This window comes from Acinetobacter sp. PK01, assembly GCF_022819285.1.
GTDB classification, from domain to species: Bacteria; Pseudomonadota; Gammaproteobacteria; order Pseudomonadales; family Moraxellaceae; genus Acinetobacter; species Acinetobacter tandoii.
In genome coordinates this window covers 2,574,919-2,590,963 of record NZ_CP094643.1, presented here as the reverse complement: position 1 = coordinate 2,590,963, position 16,045 = coordinate 2,574,919, and the positions used below count along the sequence as shown (strand labels likewise).

Here is a 16,045-nt window from a genome sequence, read left to right as displayed (position 1 = left end):
ATTATATTAAGAGGGTTGAAAAGCCTTTAAAATAAACTAAATATCTAGGTTTTTTAATAAGAAGATGAATTTTATAGCATCTTCTTATTTTTCATAATATTGTGAGTATTATTGTTCTACTATAAACAATAGACCTTCAAAGGCTTTCCCTTTATTATCTTTTAAAACACCGATACATAAATCATTTGGAGCATCTAAGAAACTTAAATTTTGCCCATCTTTATTGTTCTGACAAGTTTTTTGCTTTATCTCACTAAAAGCATTTAAGTTTAATTGATGTTGGGCATCTAGAAGAAAAGCTTTAGCTAAAACATTAAAAGCTTGATCTGCTTTTTGGTTAAAAAGAGCATTATTATTGGTATCCCATTCACTTAATGGCACATTTGTTTTGCCCATATAACTATAAAAGCGTTTTGCTGAGGATTGATTATCTGCCGAATTTTTAAATTCAGTTTTTAAGCCAAAATTGACTGAAACCAGCGGTTTTTCTTTGAATGAAATACGCGCATACGGTACAACTTTAATTTCCGATGTTTGGTTAATTTGAAGAATTTTTAAAGATGGATCAACGGCATTCTCTTTTTGAGCTTGATTGATTTTAGTATTAGTTAGTTCATCAAACTTGATAGCCTGTTTTAAGCTGCTTTTAGAGATAGCAGAGGCATTTGCACTTTTTTCTATCGTTGTTTGCAATACCTACACCTATTAAACCAAATGCTCCGGCAGCAGGATTAGAAGTTGCTTTACTCGCATCTCCAACAGTAATTTGGCTGTCACTAATAAAATAATCTCCAGCTCCTGATTCGGTCATCGCTGAAATCTGGTCGGATGATACGGAAATAGTTGTGTTTTGACCATTCGCAGGATATTTGATGGATTTTGTAGTGGTGCAGCCTGTGATGATGAGCGTGGTTGTGACCAAAGAAAATATAAACTGAGATTTCATGTAAATTAACTATATTGAAGTTTAAATTGTAAAGTTTATAACTCACTATTTTTAGAGAGTTATATGCGGTCGAATAGTAGAAGTAAGATGATTTAATTGCAATATTATAGTGAATTACTCTTATTGATTTCTCTGAGAGCAAACAAATAAAAAAACCCGCTTTAAAAAAGCGGGTTTTTTTTGTTTTAATTATTCAACTTAGTGCTGCAACACTGAAATATCTGCAACACTTGTAAACAAGCCACGTAACTGCGCCAGTAAACGTAAACGGTTTGCTTTCAGTTCAGCATCATCCGCCATCACCATTACACCATCAAAGAAGGCATCAATTGGCGCGCGAAGGGCAGCGAGTTTAGAAAGCGCTTCTGTGTAGTCTTTCGCAGCCAATAATGGCTCAACCACTGGGGTAATCGCTTGAAGCTCTGCGAATAATGCTTTTTCAGCATCTTCTACTAACTTCGCTTCAACTACCGCATCTTCAGGAGTCGCTTCTTTTGCAAGAATGTTGGCAACACGTTTGTTTGCCGCAGCCAAAGCAGTAGCTTCAGGCAAATTACGGAAGTGGTTGACCGCATTTACACGCTTGTCAAAATCAAGTGGAGATTTTGGTGACAAGGCTTGAACCGCTTGAATCACATCAACCGCAACACCTTGGTCTTCGTATTTCGCACGGTAACGACCTTCTAAGAACGCAACTGCATCTGCCAAAGTCTTGTCGTGATCTTTCAATACATCGCCATAAGCCGCTAGAGCCAACTTGATGAGTGCTTCAATTGAAACATCAAGGTTGTTTTCAGTCACTAAACGCAAAATACCAATGGCAGAACGACGTAATGCAAACGGGTCTTTAGAACCTGTTGGCGCTTGACCAATACCAAAAATACCAGTAAGCGTGTCTAAACGGTCTGCAAGGGCAATGGTCGTTCCTGTTTTAGTTTTTGGTAAAACATCACCAGCGAATTTCGGAAGATACTGCTCACCTAAAGCTTCAGCCACTTCGTCATTTTCGCCTTCAAGACGTGCGTAGTAAGTACCTGCAATACCTTGAAGTTCTGGGAATTCACCCACAAGCTCAGAGGTTAAGTCACATTTTGCCAGAAGTGCTGCTTTTTCAGCATCAGCAACGGTTGCACCTGTAATTGGCGCAAGGGCTACCGCCAATTTGGCAATACGTTCAGATTTGTTCCAAAGCGTACCCAATTGTGCTTGGAATACCATATTCGCCAGTTTTTCTTTACGAGATGCAAGCGGTTGCTTTTGGTCTTGTAAGAAGAAGAACTCAGCATCCGACAAACGTGGACGAACCACTTTCTCATTACCTTCAATAATTTGCGTTGGGTCTTTAGACTCAATATTGGAAACAGTAATGAAGTAAGGCTGTAACTTATTGTCGCTATTTACCAAGCAGAAGTATTTTTGGTTGTCCTGCATAGTCGTGATCAATGCTTCTTGAGGCACAGCAAGGAAACGCTCTTCAAAACTTGCACGAAGCGCAACTGGCCATTCCACCAATGCGGTCACTTCGTCACGAAGATCCGCAGGCACAATCGCAATCGCATTGACTTCATCCGCCAAAGCTTTCACTTGCTGGTCGATGATCGCTTGGCGTTCTTCAAAATCCGCCACAACTTTCGCTGCACGAAGTGCATCTAAGTAAGCATCTGTATTGGCTAAAGTAATTGCTTCAGGCGCATGGAAACGGTGACCATAAGTCACGTTGCCTGCTTTGTGATCCTGAATCGTCGCTTCAACAACATTATTGTCTTTAAGCAACACAACCCATTTTACAGGACGTACAAATTCAGTACGGCTTGCCGCTGAACGCATACGTTTTGCAATTGGAAGGTTATCCAAAGCCGTCTGTAAAATTTGTGGCAAGAGTGCTTCAAGGCTTTGACCTTTCACATCTTTCAAGAAGCAGACTTTTTCAACTTTACCTGCTTGGAATGTCGAAACTTGATCTGCTGTAATGCCTTGACCACGCATAAAGCCTTCTAAAGCTTTGGTTGGTTTGCCTTCTGCATCGTAAGCTGCTTGAACCGCAGGACCATCAAAACGCTTTTGTGTATCCGCTTGTGCAGCATCTACATTGACAATTTTAAGGGCTAAACGACGTGGTGCTGCATAGGCTTCAATCGCGTCAAATGCCAAGCCCGCATCTTTTAAGCCTTTTTCAGTTTCAGCTTTTAAAGCATCACGTAAAGTTTTCAAGCTTTTTGGTGGAAGTTCTTCACAGCCAAGTTCAAATAAAACAGTATGTTTAGACATTATTTGTTCTCCGCTGCTTTTTCAGCTTGAGCAGCTTCTGCTTCAACCTGAGCTTTTAATTGCGCTAAAACTTCATCACGTAAGTGAGGCTCTGCCATTGGGAAGCCCAATTCCGCACGCGCTTGTACATAGCTTTGTGCAATTGCACGTGCCAAAGTACGCACACGTAAAATGTAACGTTGACGTTCAGTTACCGAAATCGCACCACGTGCATCAAGCAAGTTAAAAGTATGTGATGCTTTAACCACTTGCTCATAAGCAGGAAGAGATAATTTCGCTTCGATTAAACGGTTCGCTTCACCTTCATAAAAATCAAACAGTTCAAATAGTTTTTCAACTGGAGCGTATTCAAAGTTATAAGTCGATTGCTCAACTTCATTTTGATGGAATACGTCGCCGTAAGTTACAGTACCAAATTGGCCTTTGGTCCAAACAAGGTCATAAACCGAGTCAACACCTTGAAGGTACATCGCAAGACGTTCTAAACCGTAAGTGATTTCACCTGTTACTGGATAACACTCAACGCCACCAACTTGTTGGAAGTAAGTGAACTGAGTCACTTCCATACCGTTGAGCCAAACTTCCCAACCTAAGCCCCAAGCACCGAGTGTTGGAGATTCCCAGTTGTCTTCTACAAAACGGATGTCATGAACCAGTGGGTCAATACCAATCGCTTTTAATGAGTCAAGATAAAGCTGTTGGATGTTATCTGGGTTAGGCTTCAACACCACTTGGAATTGGTAATAGTGCTGTAAACGGTTCGGGTTTTCGCCATAACGACCATCTTTTGGACGACGTGAAGGTTGTACATAAGCCGCGTTCCATGTTTCTGGCCCTAATGCACGAAGGAATGTAGCAGTGTGGAAAGTCCCTGCTCCCATTTCCATATCGTAAGGTTGTAAAACCACACAACCTTGTTCAGCCCAGTAGTTTTGTAAGGCAAGAATTAAGCCTTGAAATGTATCAATATGCGATATGGCGCGACTCATGGTGCATCCATTAAAAATTAGAGAAAAATTGCCCCTAAGTATAAGGATTTTGCAGGGGAGTGGCAAAGGGTTCAGCTTGAATCATCAATTTAAAATTTATACATGTATTTGCAGCAGCTTGAACACTATTGGATGAACTGAACTGCTGAATTTAGATGCTTTAAATCTGAGTTTTAAGCTTGATGATCAATTGTGTGGATTGGGGGATCGTTAAGCATTTTGTTATAGTGACGGCAATTTATGACAACAAAAGTTGCAAGTTATGCTGAAATTTATTTTAACCACCAGTGCATTGGTTTTTGGTGCTATTGGATTGGCGTGTGCTCAACAGCCGACAACTGAGTCGGATCCGTATAGTGAATGTGTTGAGCAAACCATTCAAGAACAACAACTGGCAGGGATTAACAACAGCGTGGTACAAATTTGTGCGGATCAGGCCAAACAAGGTTATGAAAAGCAAATTGTAGCATTACTCGATCAAATTCGGGTGCAAAGTGCAGAATGGAAGCAGCCCGAACGTTACCAAGCTATTTTAAAGTCACAGCGTTTGTGGAAGGCGTATGTTGATCAAGAATGTGATAATGCAGGGCAGTATATTGGTTCACCCATGTATTCATATTGCCCAATGCAGCATTATGCTGAGCGGGTTGTACAGTTACAGCAATATATTTAACAGGTTATTCAACAGAATTACTCATAAAAGTAAGATATAAAATAAATGCATCTTATTGGTAAGACCACGTATAATTTTGCACCAGTTAAGTGCGAAAAAGTAGAAGGGCGGCTGTGTTTCATATGCAACTTGAATGGTTAAATACCTTAAAACCAAATTTTAAAGTGTTGCCGCTAAAGGAAAGAATACTCTGTGGTTTAGGTGCATTGTTGGGCTTGGCACTTTCCTCGCTCATTAGTTGGTGGGTATTGGGTGATATTAATGTATGGTACATTGCCCCAATGGGCGCCTCTTCTGTATTGCTGTTTGCTGTACCCGCCAGTCCTCTGGCGCAGCCATGGAACATGATTATTGGTAATACTTTGGCAGGTTTTATCGGTGTCACTTGTGCATTATATATGCCGAATTTAACTGAAGCATTCAGTGTTGCGGTGGCGTTTTCGATCTTTTTGATGATGACCACTGATTCTTTACATCCACCCAGCGGTGCAGTCGCTATTACTGCGGTATTGGGTGGTAAAAGCGTACATGAACTAGGTTATGCTTTTATTGCCTATCCTGTGTTGTTGAATTCATTATTGCTACTGATCATCGCTATTATTTTTAACCGAATGTTGGGGCGCCAATATCCGCAAACGGCACAGCTAAACTCACGTTCCATCGATCCAACACCGACTCAAAAAGTCACCATTCAGCCGCAAGATATTCATAATGTGTTGGAGCATCAGCCACAGTTGCTCGACATTAGTGAATATGATTTACAAAAGATTATTCTCAAGGCGCAGGAAATTGCCAACGCACGTGCAGTGAACGAACTAACCTGCCAAGACCTGATGTCTAAAGATGTACTGATGCTGAATGAGCAAGATGATATTCATCTGGCCTTAGATAAATTTAAACAGATTAATTTAATGAGCTTGCCTGTGGTCAATAACGCACGGCAGTTGGTGGGAACTCTAGCACTGTATGAAGTCGTGGAATGGTTTAAACGTGCTGCCGACCCGAAAGCCAGTTGGGAGCATCAGGTGAAACAGATTATGAATCGACAAGTGGTGACGGTACAGCCGAGCCAGCCGATTCAAGATTTGGTGCCGTATTTTGTTGAGCGTTCGTTTAACTACATTCCTGTGGTTGAGCAGCAACAGTTGGTGGGAATGATCAGTCGTGCAGATATGATTGCGGCATTAAACCAGCAATTAATTCAATTGAAAAATCAAAAATAAGTGAGCTAAATAAAAAAAGCTACGACTCTTTGGGGAAAAAGCCGTAGCGACCAAAATGGTAGGTCAAAAGATGTTGTTTTAAAATCTATAATGGCGTCTTGTTGTTATTCACAGTACGTATAGGGCGGTGGTAATTTGATGCATCTGAATCCATCGCTTCTACCCGTTTTGGAATGACGAGCCATAAAATCAAATAAACTAAAATGCCTGGAAATGCGGCACTCATGACTGAAACCAAAAAGAAGATAATTCTTAATAAGTTTGCATTCCAACCAAAACGTTCAGCAATACCGCCCATAACACCTGCAATTATATTTTGGCGATTCGAACGATATAAACCAACATTGGCCATTCAGGTCTCCTTGAAAATAGAATGAGAGATATTTTGTAATCTCATAATTAAGAAATGGTGATGCAATTCAATTTTTAAAGCAAAGCCAGCACGAAAATAGTTAAGTTATGTAAATACATATAGGCGTTCAGCCGAGCTCTACATAAAATGTGATCAAATTTACAGATACCTTTGTTTTTGATAAGTAAATACAGGTACTTGCAATGCTATTGCTGAATTTAAGGATAAATGACGCAATAACATTTTTTACCCTTTGGGTGCTCGGTTAAATAAATGTGGGTTGTGTATTAACGTGATGAAATGGAAAAGTGTACGACTTCATCAGAAGTTCGGAGAGACGTTATTGGGGTGTTTATGCATCAGTCTAATTTTGACAGCATGTAGTCGTTCAACTCCTTCAGATGCTGATCAAACAGCATCTGCTTCTGAAGCACAGCCTACATCTACTGTCCATTCACAACAGTCGGGCAAGAAACTCACAGAATTGGCGGGGCAGGCAAGTATGCCTAACGAGTCGGTATCAAAAGTGCAACAAGATTTAGTCGATGAACAAGCTCCCTATGTCGGGCGTTATCATGTGAAGATTTCCTGTAAAGATGATTTTGTACAATGTTCCGAAGGTTCAGCAGAATATATTCTGACTTTGGCTGCCGATGGTTCTGCCTATCGGAGTATTGTTTATACGGGTAAGCTGTTTAGTGAAAAAATGGCTGAAGACAGCAATATTCGAACCTATCGACGTGATACGTGGTCAGTGAACCCAGAAGATTCCGAATTGGTGGTGCATTTAGAAGAGGGGGCAGAATTTTATTATCGGGTAGATAAACAGCATAATCTTATTTTAGATTTGGATCGAACTTTAGATCTGGACAATCAAATTAATCAGCATTTATTTGCAACGGGCTATCCGATGCCAACACAAGCCTATCGTTTAATTAAAGATAAGTAATTTTTTATATGAAACTTAAAACCAATCTAAATAGCGGTACAAGTAGAATAGCGTTTAGGGAAATATTTTAGATATTTTGCAGTAAATGGTGGGTCGTCCGCGACTCGAACGCGGGACCAACGGATTAAAAGTCCGCTGCTCTACCAACTGAGCTAACGACCCATTTAGAATGCTTTCACATTATGACAGCTTTTAGATAAAGCTTAAAGATGGTGGGTCGTCCGCGACTCGAACGCGGGACCAACGGATTAAAAGTCCGCTGCTCTACCAACTGAGCTAACGACCCATTTAGAATGCTTTCACATTATGACAGCTTTTAGATAAAGCTTAAAGATGGTGGGTCGTCCGCGACTCGAACGCGGGACCAACGGATTAAAAGTCCGCTGCTCTACCAACTGAGCTAACGACCCATCAGGAATCAAAATAAGTGGTGGGTCGTCCGCGACTCGAACGCGGGACCAACGGATTAAAAGTCCGCTGCTCTACCAACTGAGCTAACGACCCATCTCGTTTTGATGGAGCGTATTGTAGCAAGATATCGAACGAGCGCAAGAGAAAAATCGCAAAGTTGTTGATGTTTGATTATAAATACAACAACTTTGCCTGATTTTATGCAAAAAATTGCCAAAATTTCAATTTAGAAGCGATATTGATACTGCTGAATATTGCTGTAAATTTCAGTACTCATATGGCAATAGGCACTGCTATTTGGCAATAAGACCAATATTTGCTCATCGGTTTTTTCTGGATTGAAGGCTTGTTCTTTTAGCTTGTTCTTCTGATATTTAAAGGTCCCTGTGGTTTCTACTTGTTTCTGGACTCTTAAAAATACAGGAATCGCATAGGCAGGTAGACTCTTTTTGAAGCAACTGAGCATGGCTTGCAGGTCTTGTTCATTCAGTTGGGCTTGCTCTGCTAAGGTGATGGCTGCCATGCCTGCACGTCCATTGGTGTGTGGAATTTCCACGCCATACACCACAGCTTCGACAATCTTTGGATATTCACACAACATATTCTCAACTTCGGTGGTGGAAACATTTTCCCCTTTCCAGCGGAAGGTGTCGCCAAGACGATCTACAAACTGTGCATGACGGAAACCAATATCACGGACTAAATCACCCGTATTAAAGTAGGCATCCCCGTTCTTAAACACATTGGACATAATCACAGATTTGTTTTTTTCAGGGTCGGTATAACCATCAAAAGGGGAGCGACGTGTAATTTTACCGATCAACAAGCCGACTTCGCCTTTACTTACTTTTTGGCACCAACCATGTGCGTCTCGAATAGGTTCATTTTTCTCTTTGTCGAATTGAACAATGGCATACGGTGTTGGGGAGAATCCGACAGTATTGTCGAAATTAAATACATTGCTAAAGCCAACGTTACCTTCACTAGATGCATAGAGTTCAAGTACTTCTTCTACACCAAAACGTTGTTTAAATTTGTCCCAGATATTCGGGCGCATGCCATTGCCAATCATTTTTTTGACACGATGGGCATGGTCTAACTCCGATGCCGGTGCATCCATTAAGTAACGGCATAGCTCTCCTACATAGCCAATCGCAGATGCGTTAAATTTTTGCACATCTTTCCAAAACGCAGAGGTCGAATATTTGCGTCGTAATGCCAAAGTCGCACTACTTGCAATCACGCCACACCAGCACACCACAATGCCTGTCGCGTGGTAGAGCGGTAAGGTAACGTACATAACATCGTCACTGTTTAAATCCAGCACGTGTCCATAAGTGCCATAGGCAAGTGTCCAGCGACTATGGGTGAAAATTACCGCTTTCGGTAAGCCAGTGGTGCCCGAAGTATAGATGTAAAATAAGCCATCTTTGCCTTTCACGCTATGTGTAGTTGGCGTGTTAAAGGTCGGAAAGGTGATGATTTCATCGGCTAAATTGAGATAATGTGCGGGAGCTGTACCTGCATGTTGACGTGTTTCTTGGTCGGTAAACCAATGAAAACGCTGCTCAGCCAAGTTAAGCTCTTGACGAATTTCATCTACGGCAGCGCGGCATTCTTCACCGACAATCAGTGCAATTGGGTTGACCAAATTAATACTATGGGCCAAGACTTTGCCAACTTGTGAAGTATTCACTAAAGCAGCAGTTACCCCAATTTTTGCCAAGGCTAAGACACTGGCAACTAGTTCTGGGCGGTTTTCAACCATCACAGCAATGACGTCACCTTTTTGTGCGCCAATCGACAGATAATAATGTCCGATTTGGTTTGCCCAATCATTGAGTTGCTGGTAGGTGTATTTCTGTTCTTCAAATAATAATGCATAACCATGTGGATTACGCTTTACTGCTTTTTCAAACGCAATACCTAAGCCCGCGGGTGAGTTCGGGGTACGTAAATATGCTTGTTTCAACCCTGTAACCAGATGCGGAAGTTTTCCAATAAATTGTGGGATTTTAGCAGCGACGTCTGTAATTCCAATAAGATCGCTCTGTGTGGTTTGGCTCATAAGAATCCTATTTATTTTTCGTGTCCAATACGATGTCTTTGTCTACAGGTTGAACGAAGTAATTTGTACAGTTGTCCTTTTAATCGTTTCTTTCTAGTGCAATCAACCTAATCTGTTCAAAATAACAAAAAAAACCTAGCCATCGAAATGACTAGGTTTTAATTATTTTACAACAATTGGGTAAATACTTACTCTGCTGTAGGTGTGGTTTTTTTCGGTGGGCGACCACGTGGACGACGCGGACGAGCTTTTTCTTTCTCTTCCTTTTCAGCCGCAGTTTCTTCTGTCGCTGTATCTTCGATAACATCTACAGCCAACTCAGTCTGTACAGGTTCTGCTTTCGCTTTGGCTTTCGCAGGCGCCTTTGTTTCAACCGTTACATCTTCTGCTACTACTGGTTCAGCAACAGCTTCGGTTACAGTAACTTCAGTAGCTACTTCGACAGGTTCAACCACCTCAGCAACGTTTTCAACTACTGCCACAGCAGTTGGTTTAGCTGCAACTGGTGCTTCTTCCGCTTGTGCTTGCTTTGCTTGTGCTAGAGCTTGCTCAGCGGCTTGTTTTGCTAAACGACGACGTTCACGCGGGTCATTGGCAACACGCTTTTCTGACTCAGGCTTTGGTGGTGTTAAGTCCAGCACTGGCGCAGGTTCAGCTTCAGGGGTAGCTTTCGCAACTTCGACATCACGCGTGACAGGTTTTTTCTCAACTTCAATGTTTACAGTGCTGGTATTGAGGCTCGCTGCATATTCAGCAGTGAACTTTTCTAATGCACGGTTGAAGGTTGGAATCAAACCAAATTGCTCAATCAGTACGGCACAGTCTTCACCATATACTTGTCGAATTAAGCTACCTACCGTGTATTGTGATAAAGTCGGCACTTGTGATGGATTAAGCTTAGGCGCTTGCACTTGTTTAGCTTGAGCATCACGTTGTTGACGACGACGCATACGCGGGTCATTGCTCGCACGTTTGCCATCAGAGCGAGGTTTTTGCTCCTCTGTTTTAACTTCAGCAGTTGGTGCTTGAGTTTGAACTTCAACTTTTGCTTCAGGTTCAACCGCTACAGGAGTTGCCTTAACCACTTCCGATGTTTCAGTGGTGGTAGGTTTTGCTGCTTCAACGGCCTTTGCGGTTGAGGTCGTGTTGATGGCAATGATTTCACTTTGAGCTTGATCAACATTCACCACAAGTGCTGTCGGCAGGATGTCTTGACGCGGAGCATCAATCACTTCTACCTTGACCTGTTGCTCATCGACCACGACTGGAGCAGGTGCAGCTACCGCAGCTTGCTGTTCATTGAATACGCTTTGGTCGCGATGGCGATTGGGGCGATTTGGACGCTGTTGGTTGTTACGGTCACGACGTGGTACAGCTTGCTCAGCATGAATTTCGTTCTGTTGATCTTGCTGTTGAGGGTGACGTTGTTGCTGACGTTGGCGCTTTTGCTCACGCTGTTCTTGGCGTTGCTCTTGGCGCGTCATTTGCACAACTTCTTCAACCACTTGGTTTTGTTCTTGTGGTTGCTCACGTTGTTCACGTTGCTTGTTGTTGTTACGCTTTTTGTTGTGACGTTGCGATTTTTCTTCTTTCTCAGAATTTTTTTCTACAAAGTCACGTTGCTCCACTTTTTGTGGAGCAGGTGTCGCTGATAAGTACACGTTGTTGCTGGCTACAGGCGTAGGCGCAACAGCAACAGGTGTAGTCACTTGACCAAACTGGCCGCGACTGACAGCACCACCATTCACCATTTGCTCAATTGCAGCTGCTGCATTATTTGCTGTACGTGCTTGATCTACAGTTGCAGCTTGCTTTTGAACAAACAAGTTTTCTAACCATGCACATGGGCTGCTTGATGCAGTTGGTGCAGCAGCAGGGGTTTGCTGTTGTTGTTGAGCCACTTGCTGTGGCTTTTTCTTGCCATGTTTGTCAGCAACTGGTGCAACACTTGGTTGTTGATCGGCATCTTCTAAGTGCCAATCTGAAGCTTCATAACCCAATTCTTTTTCGCTAGAACGAGTTGCTTCAGTACGTTCATAGCTGGTTGGCGCGAAGCCTTCAGGGTTATAAGAAATCTCGTAATGAGGCGTTTCTAAGTGTGGGTGTGGCAATACCGTTACACGCACATTTGACGTTTGTTCTAAGTAAACTAAGCTATGACGCTTTTCATTCAATAAGAATGCTGCAATTTCTACAGGCACTTCAACTTGAACTTCACCATGACGTTCACGTAGAGCTATTTCTTCCACTTTACGCATAATTGAAAGTGAAAGTGAGCGCAAGTCACGCACCATACCAGTACCGTGGCAACGTGGGCAAACATAACCAGTGGCTTCTTCTAAAGATGGACGTAAGCGTTGACGGCTCATTTCCATTAAACCGAAGCGAGACAATTGACCAAACTGAATACGCGCGCGGTCGCTTTGGGTGGCTTCACGTAATTTCGCTTCAACCATACGTTGGTTACGGTCTTTGGTCATGTCGATGAAGTCGATCACTACCAAACCGCCAATATCACGCAAGCGAAGTTGACGTGCAATTTCTTCTGCGGCTTCAAGGTTGGTATTGAGTGCGGTTTCTTCTACATCGTGTCCACGAGTCGATTTTGCCGAGTTAATATCGATAGAAACCAAAGCTTCTGTTTGGTCAATCACGATTGAGCCACCAGAAGGCAATTTCACTTCACGCTCGTAAGCCGTTTGAATTTGGCTTTCGATACCAAAATGAGCAAATAAAGGCTCATTCAAAGTATAGGTTTTTAACTTGTCGATTTGACGAGGCATCACCGCTTTTACGAAGTTATAAGCTTCGTTATAGGCTTGCTCAGAGTCAATTAAGATTTCAGCCACATCATCACGTAAGTAATCACGGATGGCACGTGTCACGACACCTGCTTCTTGGTGCACCAACATTGGTGATGGACCAGAACTCGCTGTATTTTGAATTTGTGCCCAAAGGTCGAGAAGGTGCTGTAGATCGAGTTGTAATTCTTCTTGAGAACGACCAATACCCGCAGTACGTACAATCACACTCATGCCACGAGGCACATTGAGTGATGCCAGCATTTCTTTCAATTCTTCACGAACCGAACCCGAAATTTGACGGCTGATGCCACCACCTTTTGGATTGTTAGGCATGAGGACTAAATAGCGACCTGCCAAAGAAATGAAAGTAGAAAGTGCAGCACCTTTGTTGCCACGTTCTTCTTTTTCAACTTGAACTAAAAGTTCAGTGCCTTCAGTAATCAGTTCACGGATATTCGAAGTCTGACGAGGGTCAGCTTTATAGTATGAATTTGCGATTTCACGCATCGACAAGAAACCTTGACGCCCCGCACCGTATTCAACAAATACGGCTTCTAGAGAAGGTTCAACGCGAGTCACGTGACCTTTATAGATATTCGATTTTTTTTGTTCACGGGTACGATTTTCTAAATCAAAATCGTAAAGACGCTGACCTGTAACCAGTGCAACGCGGATTTCCTCGGCATGTGTTGCATTAATCAACATACGTTTCATGGGTGTAACACCTTATAGTGATACACAGCAAAAAATCGCTATACACGTAGCGAACATCAAACATCACGGATCAAACTCAGATCTCAAATAAACCAATTGTGGTCTGAGGGTTTTCACTGGCCTTTTTAAAGATGGGCTCCAGTTTTGATTCACGTATTGATGATGGCAATACGGCTTCAATCTTTAAACGATTAAAGTCACCTGCACACTTCACTGGCGGACAAGCGGTGCATTGGATGTGAGTAACTTTCACTGTCACATTGCTCGAAGAGCATCCCTACATAAGAGTGTCTTGATACGGAATTATCGTCGTATCTTTACAAATTGTGCAGATCCAATGCATCAGACGCTGTAGCCTGAATGTGGTTTCAGGGTGCGACTAATCTGATGTGTATCAGTTTACGTTTAAAAACCAACTTGAGGTTGGCGACATATTTTTTCAGGCAAACTGATTTATGTACCTGAGGTACAATTAAACGCAACAGTTTGCAGTTTTGCCGATATAATAAGCCTTCGGCGTCGGCATAATTCTTTTGGGACCTTTCCGAGTTTATAATCAAAATTTCAGCCATATTTCAATATGAATATAATTGAAATGTGTTGATGATGATTCACTTACGGTGGTTTCCGTGCGCTGACTATAGCAAACCTTGCATCATCTGCCTATGGGCTAAGCTTACGTTTCTAGTGAAAAGTATAGCCTAAATGATCAGTTTTTAATCAATTTTAGTATTTTTTTAGGTCACAGTATCTGTATGAATTCTACGCAAGAATGGCAAAGTGTCACTTGGTTTGAAGTGGATGAGCATCAAGCGGGTCAACGCATCGATAATTTTTTATTTAGCCGACTCAAAGGTGTACCGAAAAGTCGCATTTATCGTTTGATTCGTGAAGGGCAGGTGCGCGTGAACAAAAAGCGCATTAAAGCCGAAACTAAATTGGCGATTGGTGACCAGATCCGTGTTGCACCGATTCGTTATGAACAAAAAGATGAAACGGCTGCGCCTGTATCGGACAAAGTAGCACAAAGTTTACTGAGTCGTGTGGTGTATGAAGATGAAGGTTTGATGGTGGTGAATAAGCCTTCGGGCATCGCGGTACATGGCGGCAGTGGCGTGGCTTATGGTCTGATTGAAGGCTTACGGGCTGCGACGGGTAAAAAATATTTGGAACTGATTCACCGTATTGACCGTGATACATCTGGCTTGGTGATGATTTCTAAAAAACGTAGTGTGTTAAAAACTTTGCAAGATATGCTGCGTGAACACAAAATTAAAAAGACTTATGCTGCTGTGGTCAAAGGTGTTGTGAGCCTTGATAAACAGTTGATTGATGCGCCTTTACATCGTTATGAACTCTCGAACGGTGAACGTCGTGTGCGTGTCTCTAAAGAAGGGAAAGATTCGAAAACTCAGTGGAATGTCGCTGAGCGTTTTATGCATGCGACTTTGGTGTATGCTTCACCACTTTCGGGTCGTACCCATCAAATTCGTGTGCATGGTTTAAGTATTGGTCATCCCTTGGTTGGTGATGATAAATATGGTCATGAAACTGAGTACAATGGCCCTAAACCGCGTCGATTATGTTTACACGCTATGCGTTTGGATATTCCTGGTTATCCACCAATTGAAGCGCCTTTACCTGAGGATATGCAGAGTATTGTGGCGCAGTTAAGAGCACAGAAAAAGGACTAAACCTTTTCCCTCTCCTTTGGAGAGGGTTAGAGAGAGGTAATAAAATAGGACCTCTTTTGTCGTGATTAACTGGAAATGATGCTGTATTGGTCATTTTTACTTTTCAAAGATGAAAAGTAACAAAAATCTTTTGTTGAGCTGATGGAACGTCCTGAACGCGCTTTAAGCACTGCTTTAAAGCGAAGTGCAAGTCAGCTCAACGGCGACATCCTTGTCGCCATCATGTAGCAAATGCATCGTGTAAATTTTCTTCATAAAAGCAAATATTGGAACCCCAGCATGCAAAAACCTGTAGAACTGATTATCTTTGATTGGGATGGCACATTATTTGATTCAGTGGGGCAAATTGTAGATAGTCTTTTGTTTGCAGCGCAGCAATTTGAACAACCCCTAACTCCTGAAGCGGCAAAAAGTATTATTGGTTTGGGTTTGCCTGAAGTCGCTCAAGTTTTATTTCCGGCAGTGCCTGAATTGCATACTGATCTTTTGAAATGTTATGGCGATCATTATGTTGCGCATTCGAAGGATGATGCTTGGTTTGCGGGTATTGCTGAAATGTTGTACGGACTCAAAAATCAGGGTGCACGACTTGCGGTGGCGACAGGTAAAAGCCGTAGAGGTTTGGATCGTGTGCTGGCTCAAACCAATAGTCATGATTTGTTTGAGATTACGCGTGCAGCAAGTGAAACTAAGTCTAAACCTGATCCGTTGATGTTGCAGGAAATCTTACAGTTCACAGGCTTACGCCCAGAACAGGCAATTATGGTCGGGGATACTTCTTATGATTTGGAAATGGCACAAAATATTGCCATGCCAAGAGTCGGCGTCGCCTATGGTGTACATACTAAAAATATTTTGCAGCAGTTTAATCCGTTGACCATTGCCGATGATGTCGCAAGTTTAGATCAGTTTTTAAATCTGCAAGTCAATGCTTCTGATGTCGCTTAAGCAAAG

10 protein-coding genes, 4 tRNA genes and 1 pseudogene are annotated in these 16,045 nt (G+C 42.2%); 5 read left to right on the top strand and 10 right to left on the bottom strand.

All coding sequences use genetic code 11. The features are described from left to right. Positions 1-108: 108 nt before the first annotated feature. The 3 genes and pseudogenes from MP622_RS12205 to glyQ form a co-directional block, all read right to left on the bottom strand. Positions 109-946, bottom strand: a pseudogene (locus MP622_RS12205) (hypothetical protein). 198 nt (positions 947-1,144) lie between these two features. Then, positions 1,145-3,214, bottom strand: coding sequence for a glycine--tRNA ligase subunit beta (glyS, locus tag MP622_RS12195; protein WP_243791158.1), 2,070 nt, complete (start codon positions 3,212-3,214; stop codon positions 1,145-1,147). Continuing rightward, entirely contained in the window at positions 3,214-4,203 is a 990-nt protein-coding gene (gene glyQ, locus MP622_RS12190) for a glycine--tRNA ligase subunit alpha (RefSeq protein WP_243791156.1), read from the bottom strand. The genes glyS and glyQ overlap by 1 nt, the downstream gene beginning before the upstream one ends. A 262-nt stretch (positions 4,204-4,465) precedes the next feature. Here glyQ and MP622_RS12185 point away from each other — a divergent pair, with 262 nt between their 5' ends. After that, complete coding sequence (locus MP622_RS12185; RefSeq protein ID WP_243791154.1) at positions 4,466-4,876, top strand: lysozyme inhibitor LprI family protein; 411 nt, start codon at positions 4,466-4,468, stop codon at positions 4,874-4,876. A 113-nt stretch (positions 4,877-4,989) separates the two neighbouring features. Beyond that, the gene (locus MP622_RS12180) at positions 4,990-6,099 is read left to right on the top strand and encodes an HPP family protein (RefSeq protein WP_243791152.1); all 1,110 of its coding nucleotides are present in this window, start codon (positions 4,990-4,992) and stop codon (positions 6,097-6,099) included. Positions 6,100-6,184: 85 nt separating this feature from the next. Here MP622_RS12180 and MP622_RS12175 read toward each other — a convergent pair whose 3' ends face one another. Further along, positions 6,185-6,451 carry a PspC domain-containing protein gene (locus tag MP622_RS12175; RefSeq protein ID WP_243791150.1) on the bottom strand — a complete coding sequence of 89 codons (267 nt, stop codon included), beginning with the start codon at positions 6,449-6,451 and terminating at the stop codon, positions 6,185-6,187. A gap of 295 nt (positions 6,452-6,746) precedes the next feature. Here MP622_RS12175 and MP622_RS12170 point away from each other — a divergent pair, with 295 nt between their 5' ends. Continuing rightward, a complete protein-coding gene (locus tag MP622_RS12170) occupies positions 6,747-7,400 on the top strand; it encodes a hypothetical protein (protein ID WP_243791149.1) in 654 nt (217 codons plus the stop codon). A gap of 86 nt (positions 7,401-7,486) precedes the next feature. Here MP622_RS12170 and MP622_RS12165 read toward each other — a convergent pair. The 6 genes from MP622_RS12165 to MP622_RS12140 form a co-directional block, all read right to left on the bottom strand. After that, positions 7,487-7,562 (bottom strand) — tRNA-Lys (locus MP622_RS12165). 48 nt (positions 7,563-7,610) lie between these two features. Continuing rightward, a tRNA-Lys gene (locus MP622_RS12160) sits at positions 7,611-7,686 on the bottom strand. 48 nt (positions 7,687-7,734) lie between these two features. Next, positions 7,735-7,810: transfer RNA gene (locus MP622_RS12155), tRNA-Lys, on the bottom strand. Between the two features lie 18 nt (positions 7,811-7,828). Continuing rightward, positions 7,829-7,904: transfer RNA gene (locus MP622_RS12150), tRNA-Lys, on the bottom strand. Between the two features lie 133 nt (positions 7,905-8,037). Next, positions 8,038-9,879 (bottom strand): long-chain-acyl-CoA synthetase, encoded by a 1,842-nt coding sequence (locus MP622_RS12145; protein ID WP_243791147.1) that lies wholly within the window; start codon positions 9,877-9,879, stop codon positions 8,038-8,040. Positions 9,880-10,067: 188 nt separating this feature from the next. After that, complete coding sequence (locus tag MP622_RS12140) at positions 10,068-13,397, bottom strand: Rne/Rng family ribonuclease (RefSeq protein ID WP_243791145.1); 3,330 nt, start codon at positions 13,395-13,397, stop codon at positions 10,068-10,070. 755 nt (positions 13,398-14,152) lie between these two features. On the opposite strand from MP622_RS12140, the gene MP622_RS12135 reads away from it, so the two are divergent. Together MP622_RS12135 and MP622_RS12130 are read left to right on the top strand one after the other, a co-directional pair. Next, positions 14,153-15,091, top strand: coding sequence for an RluA family pseudouridine synthase (locus MP622_RS12135; protein ID WP_016168327.1), 939 nt, complete (start codon positions 14,153-14,155; stop codon positions 15,089-15,091). Positions 15,092-15,370: 279 nt separating this feature from the next. Beyond that, positions 15,371-16,039: an HAD-IA family hydrolase gene (locus tag MP622_RS12130; protein ID WP_243791144.1), complete on the top strand. Its 669-nt coding sequence runs from the start codon at positions 15,371-15,373 to the stop codon at positions 16,037-16,039. The last annotated feature ends 6 nt before the right edge of the window (positions 16,040-16,045 follow it).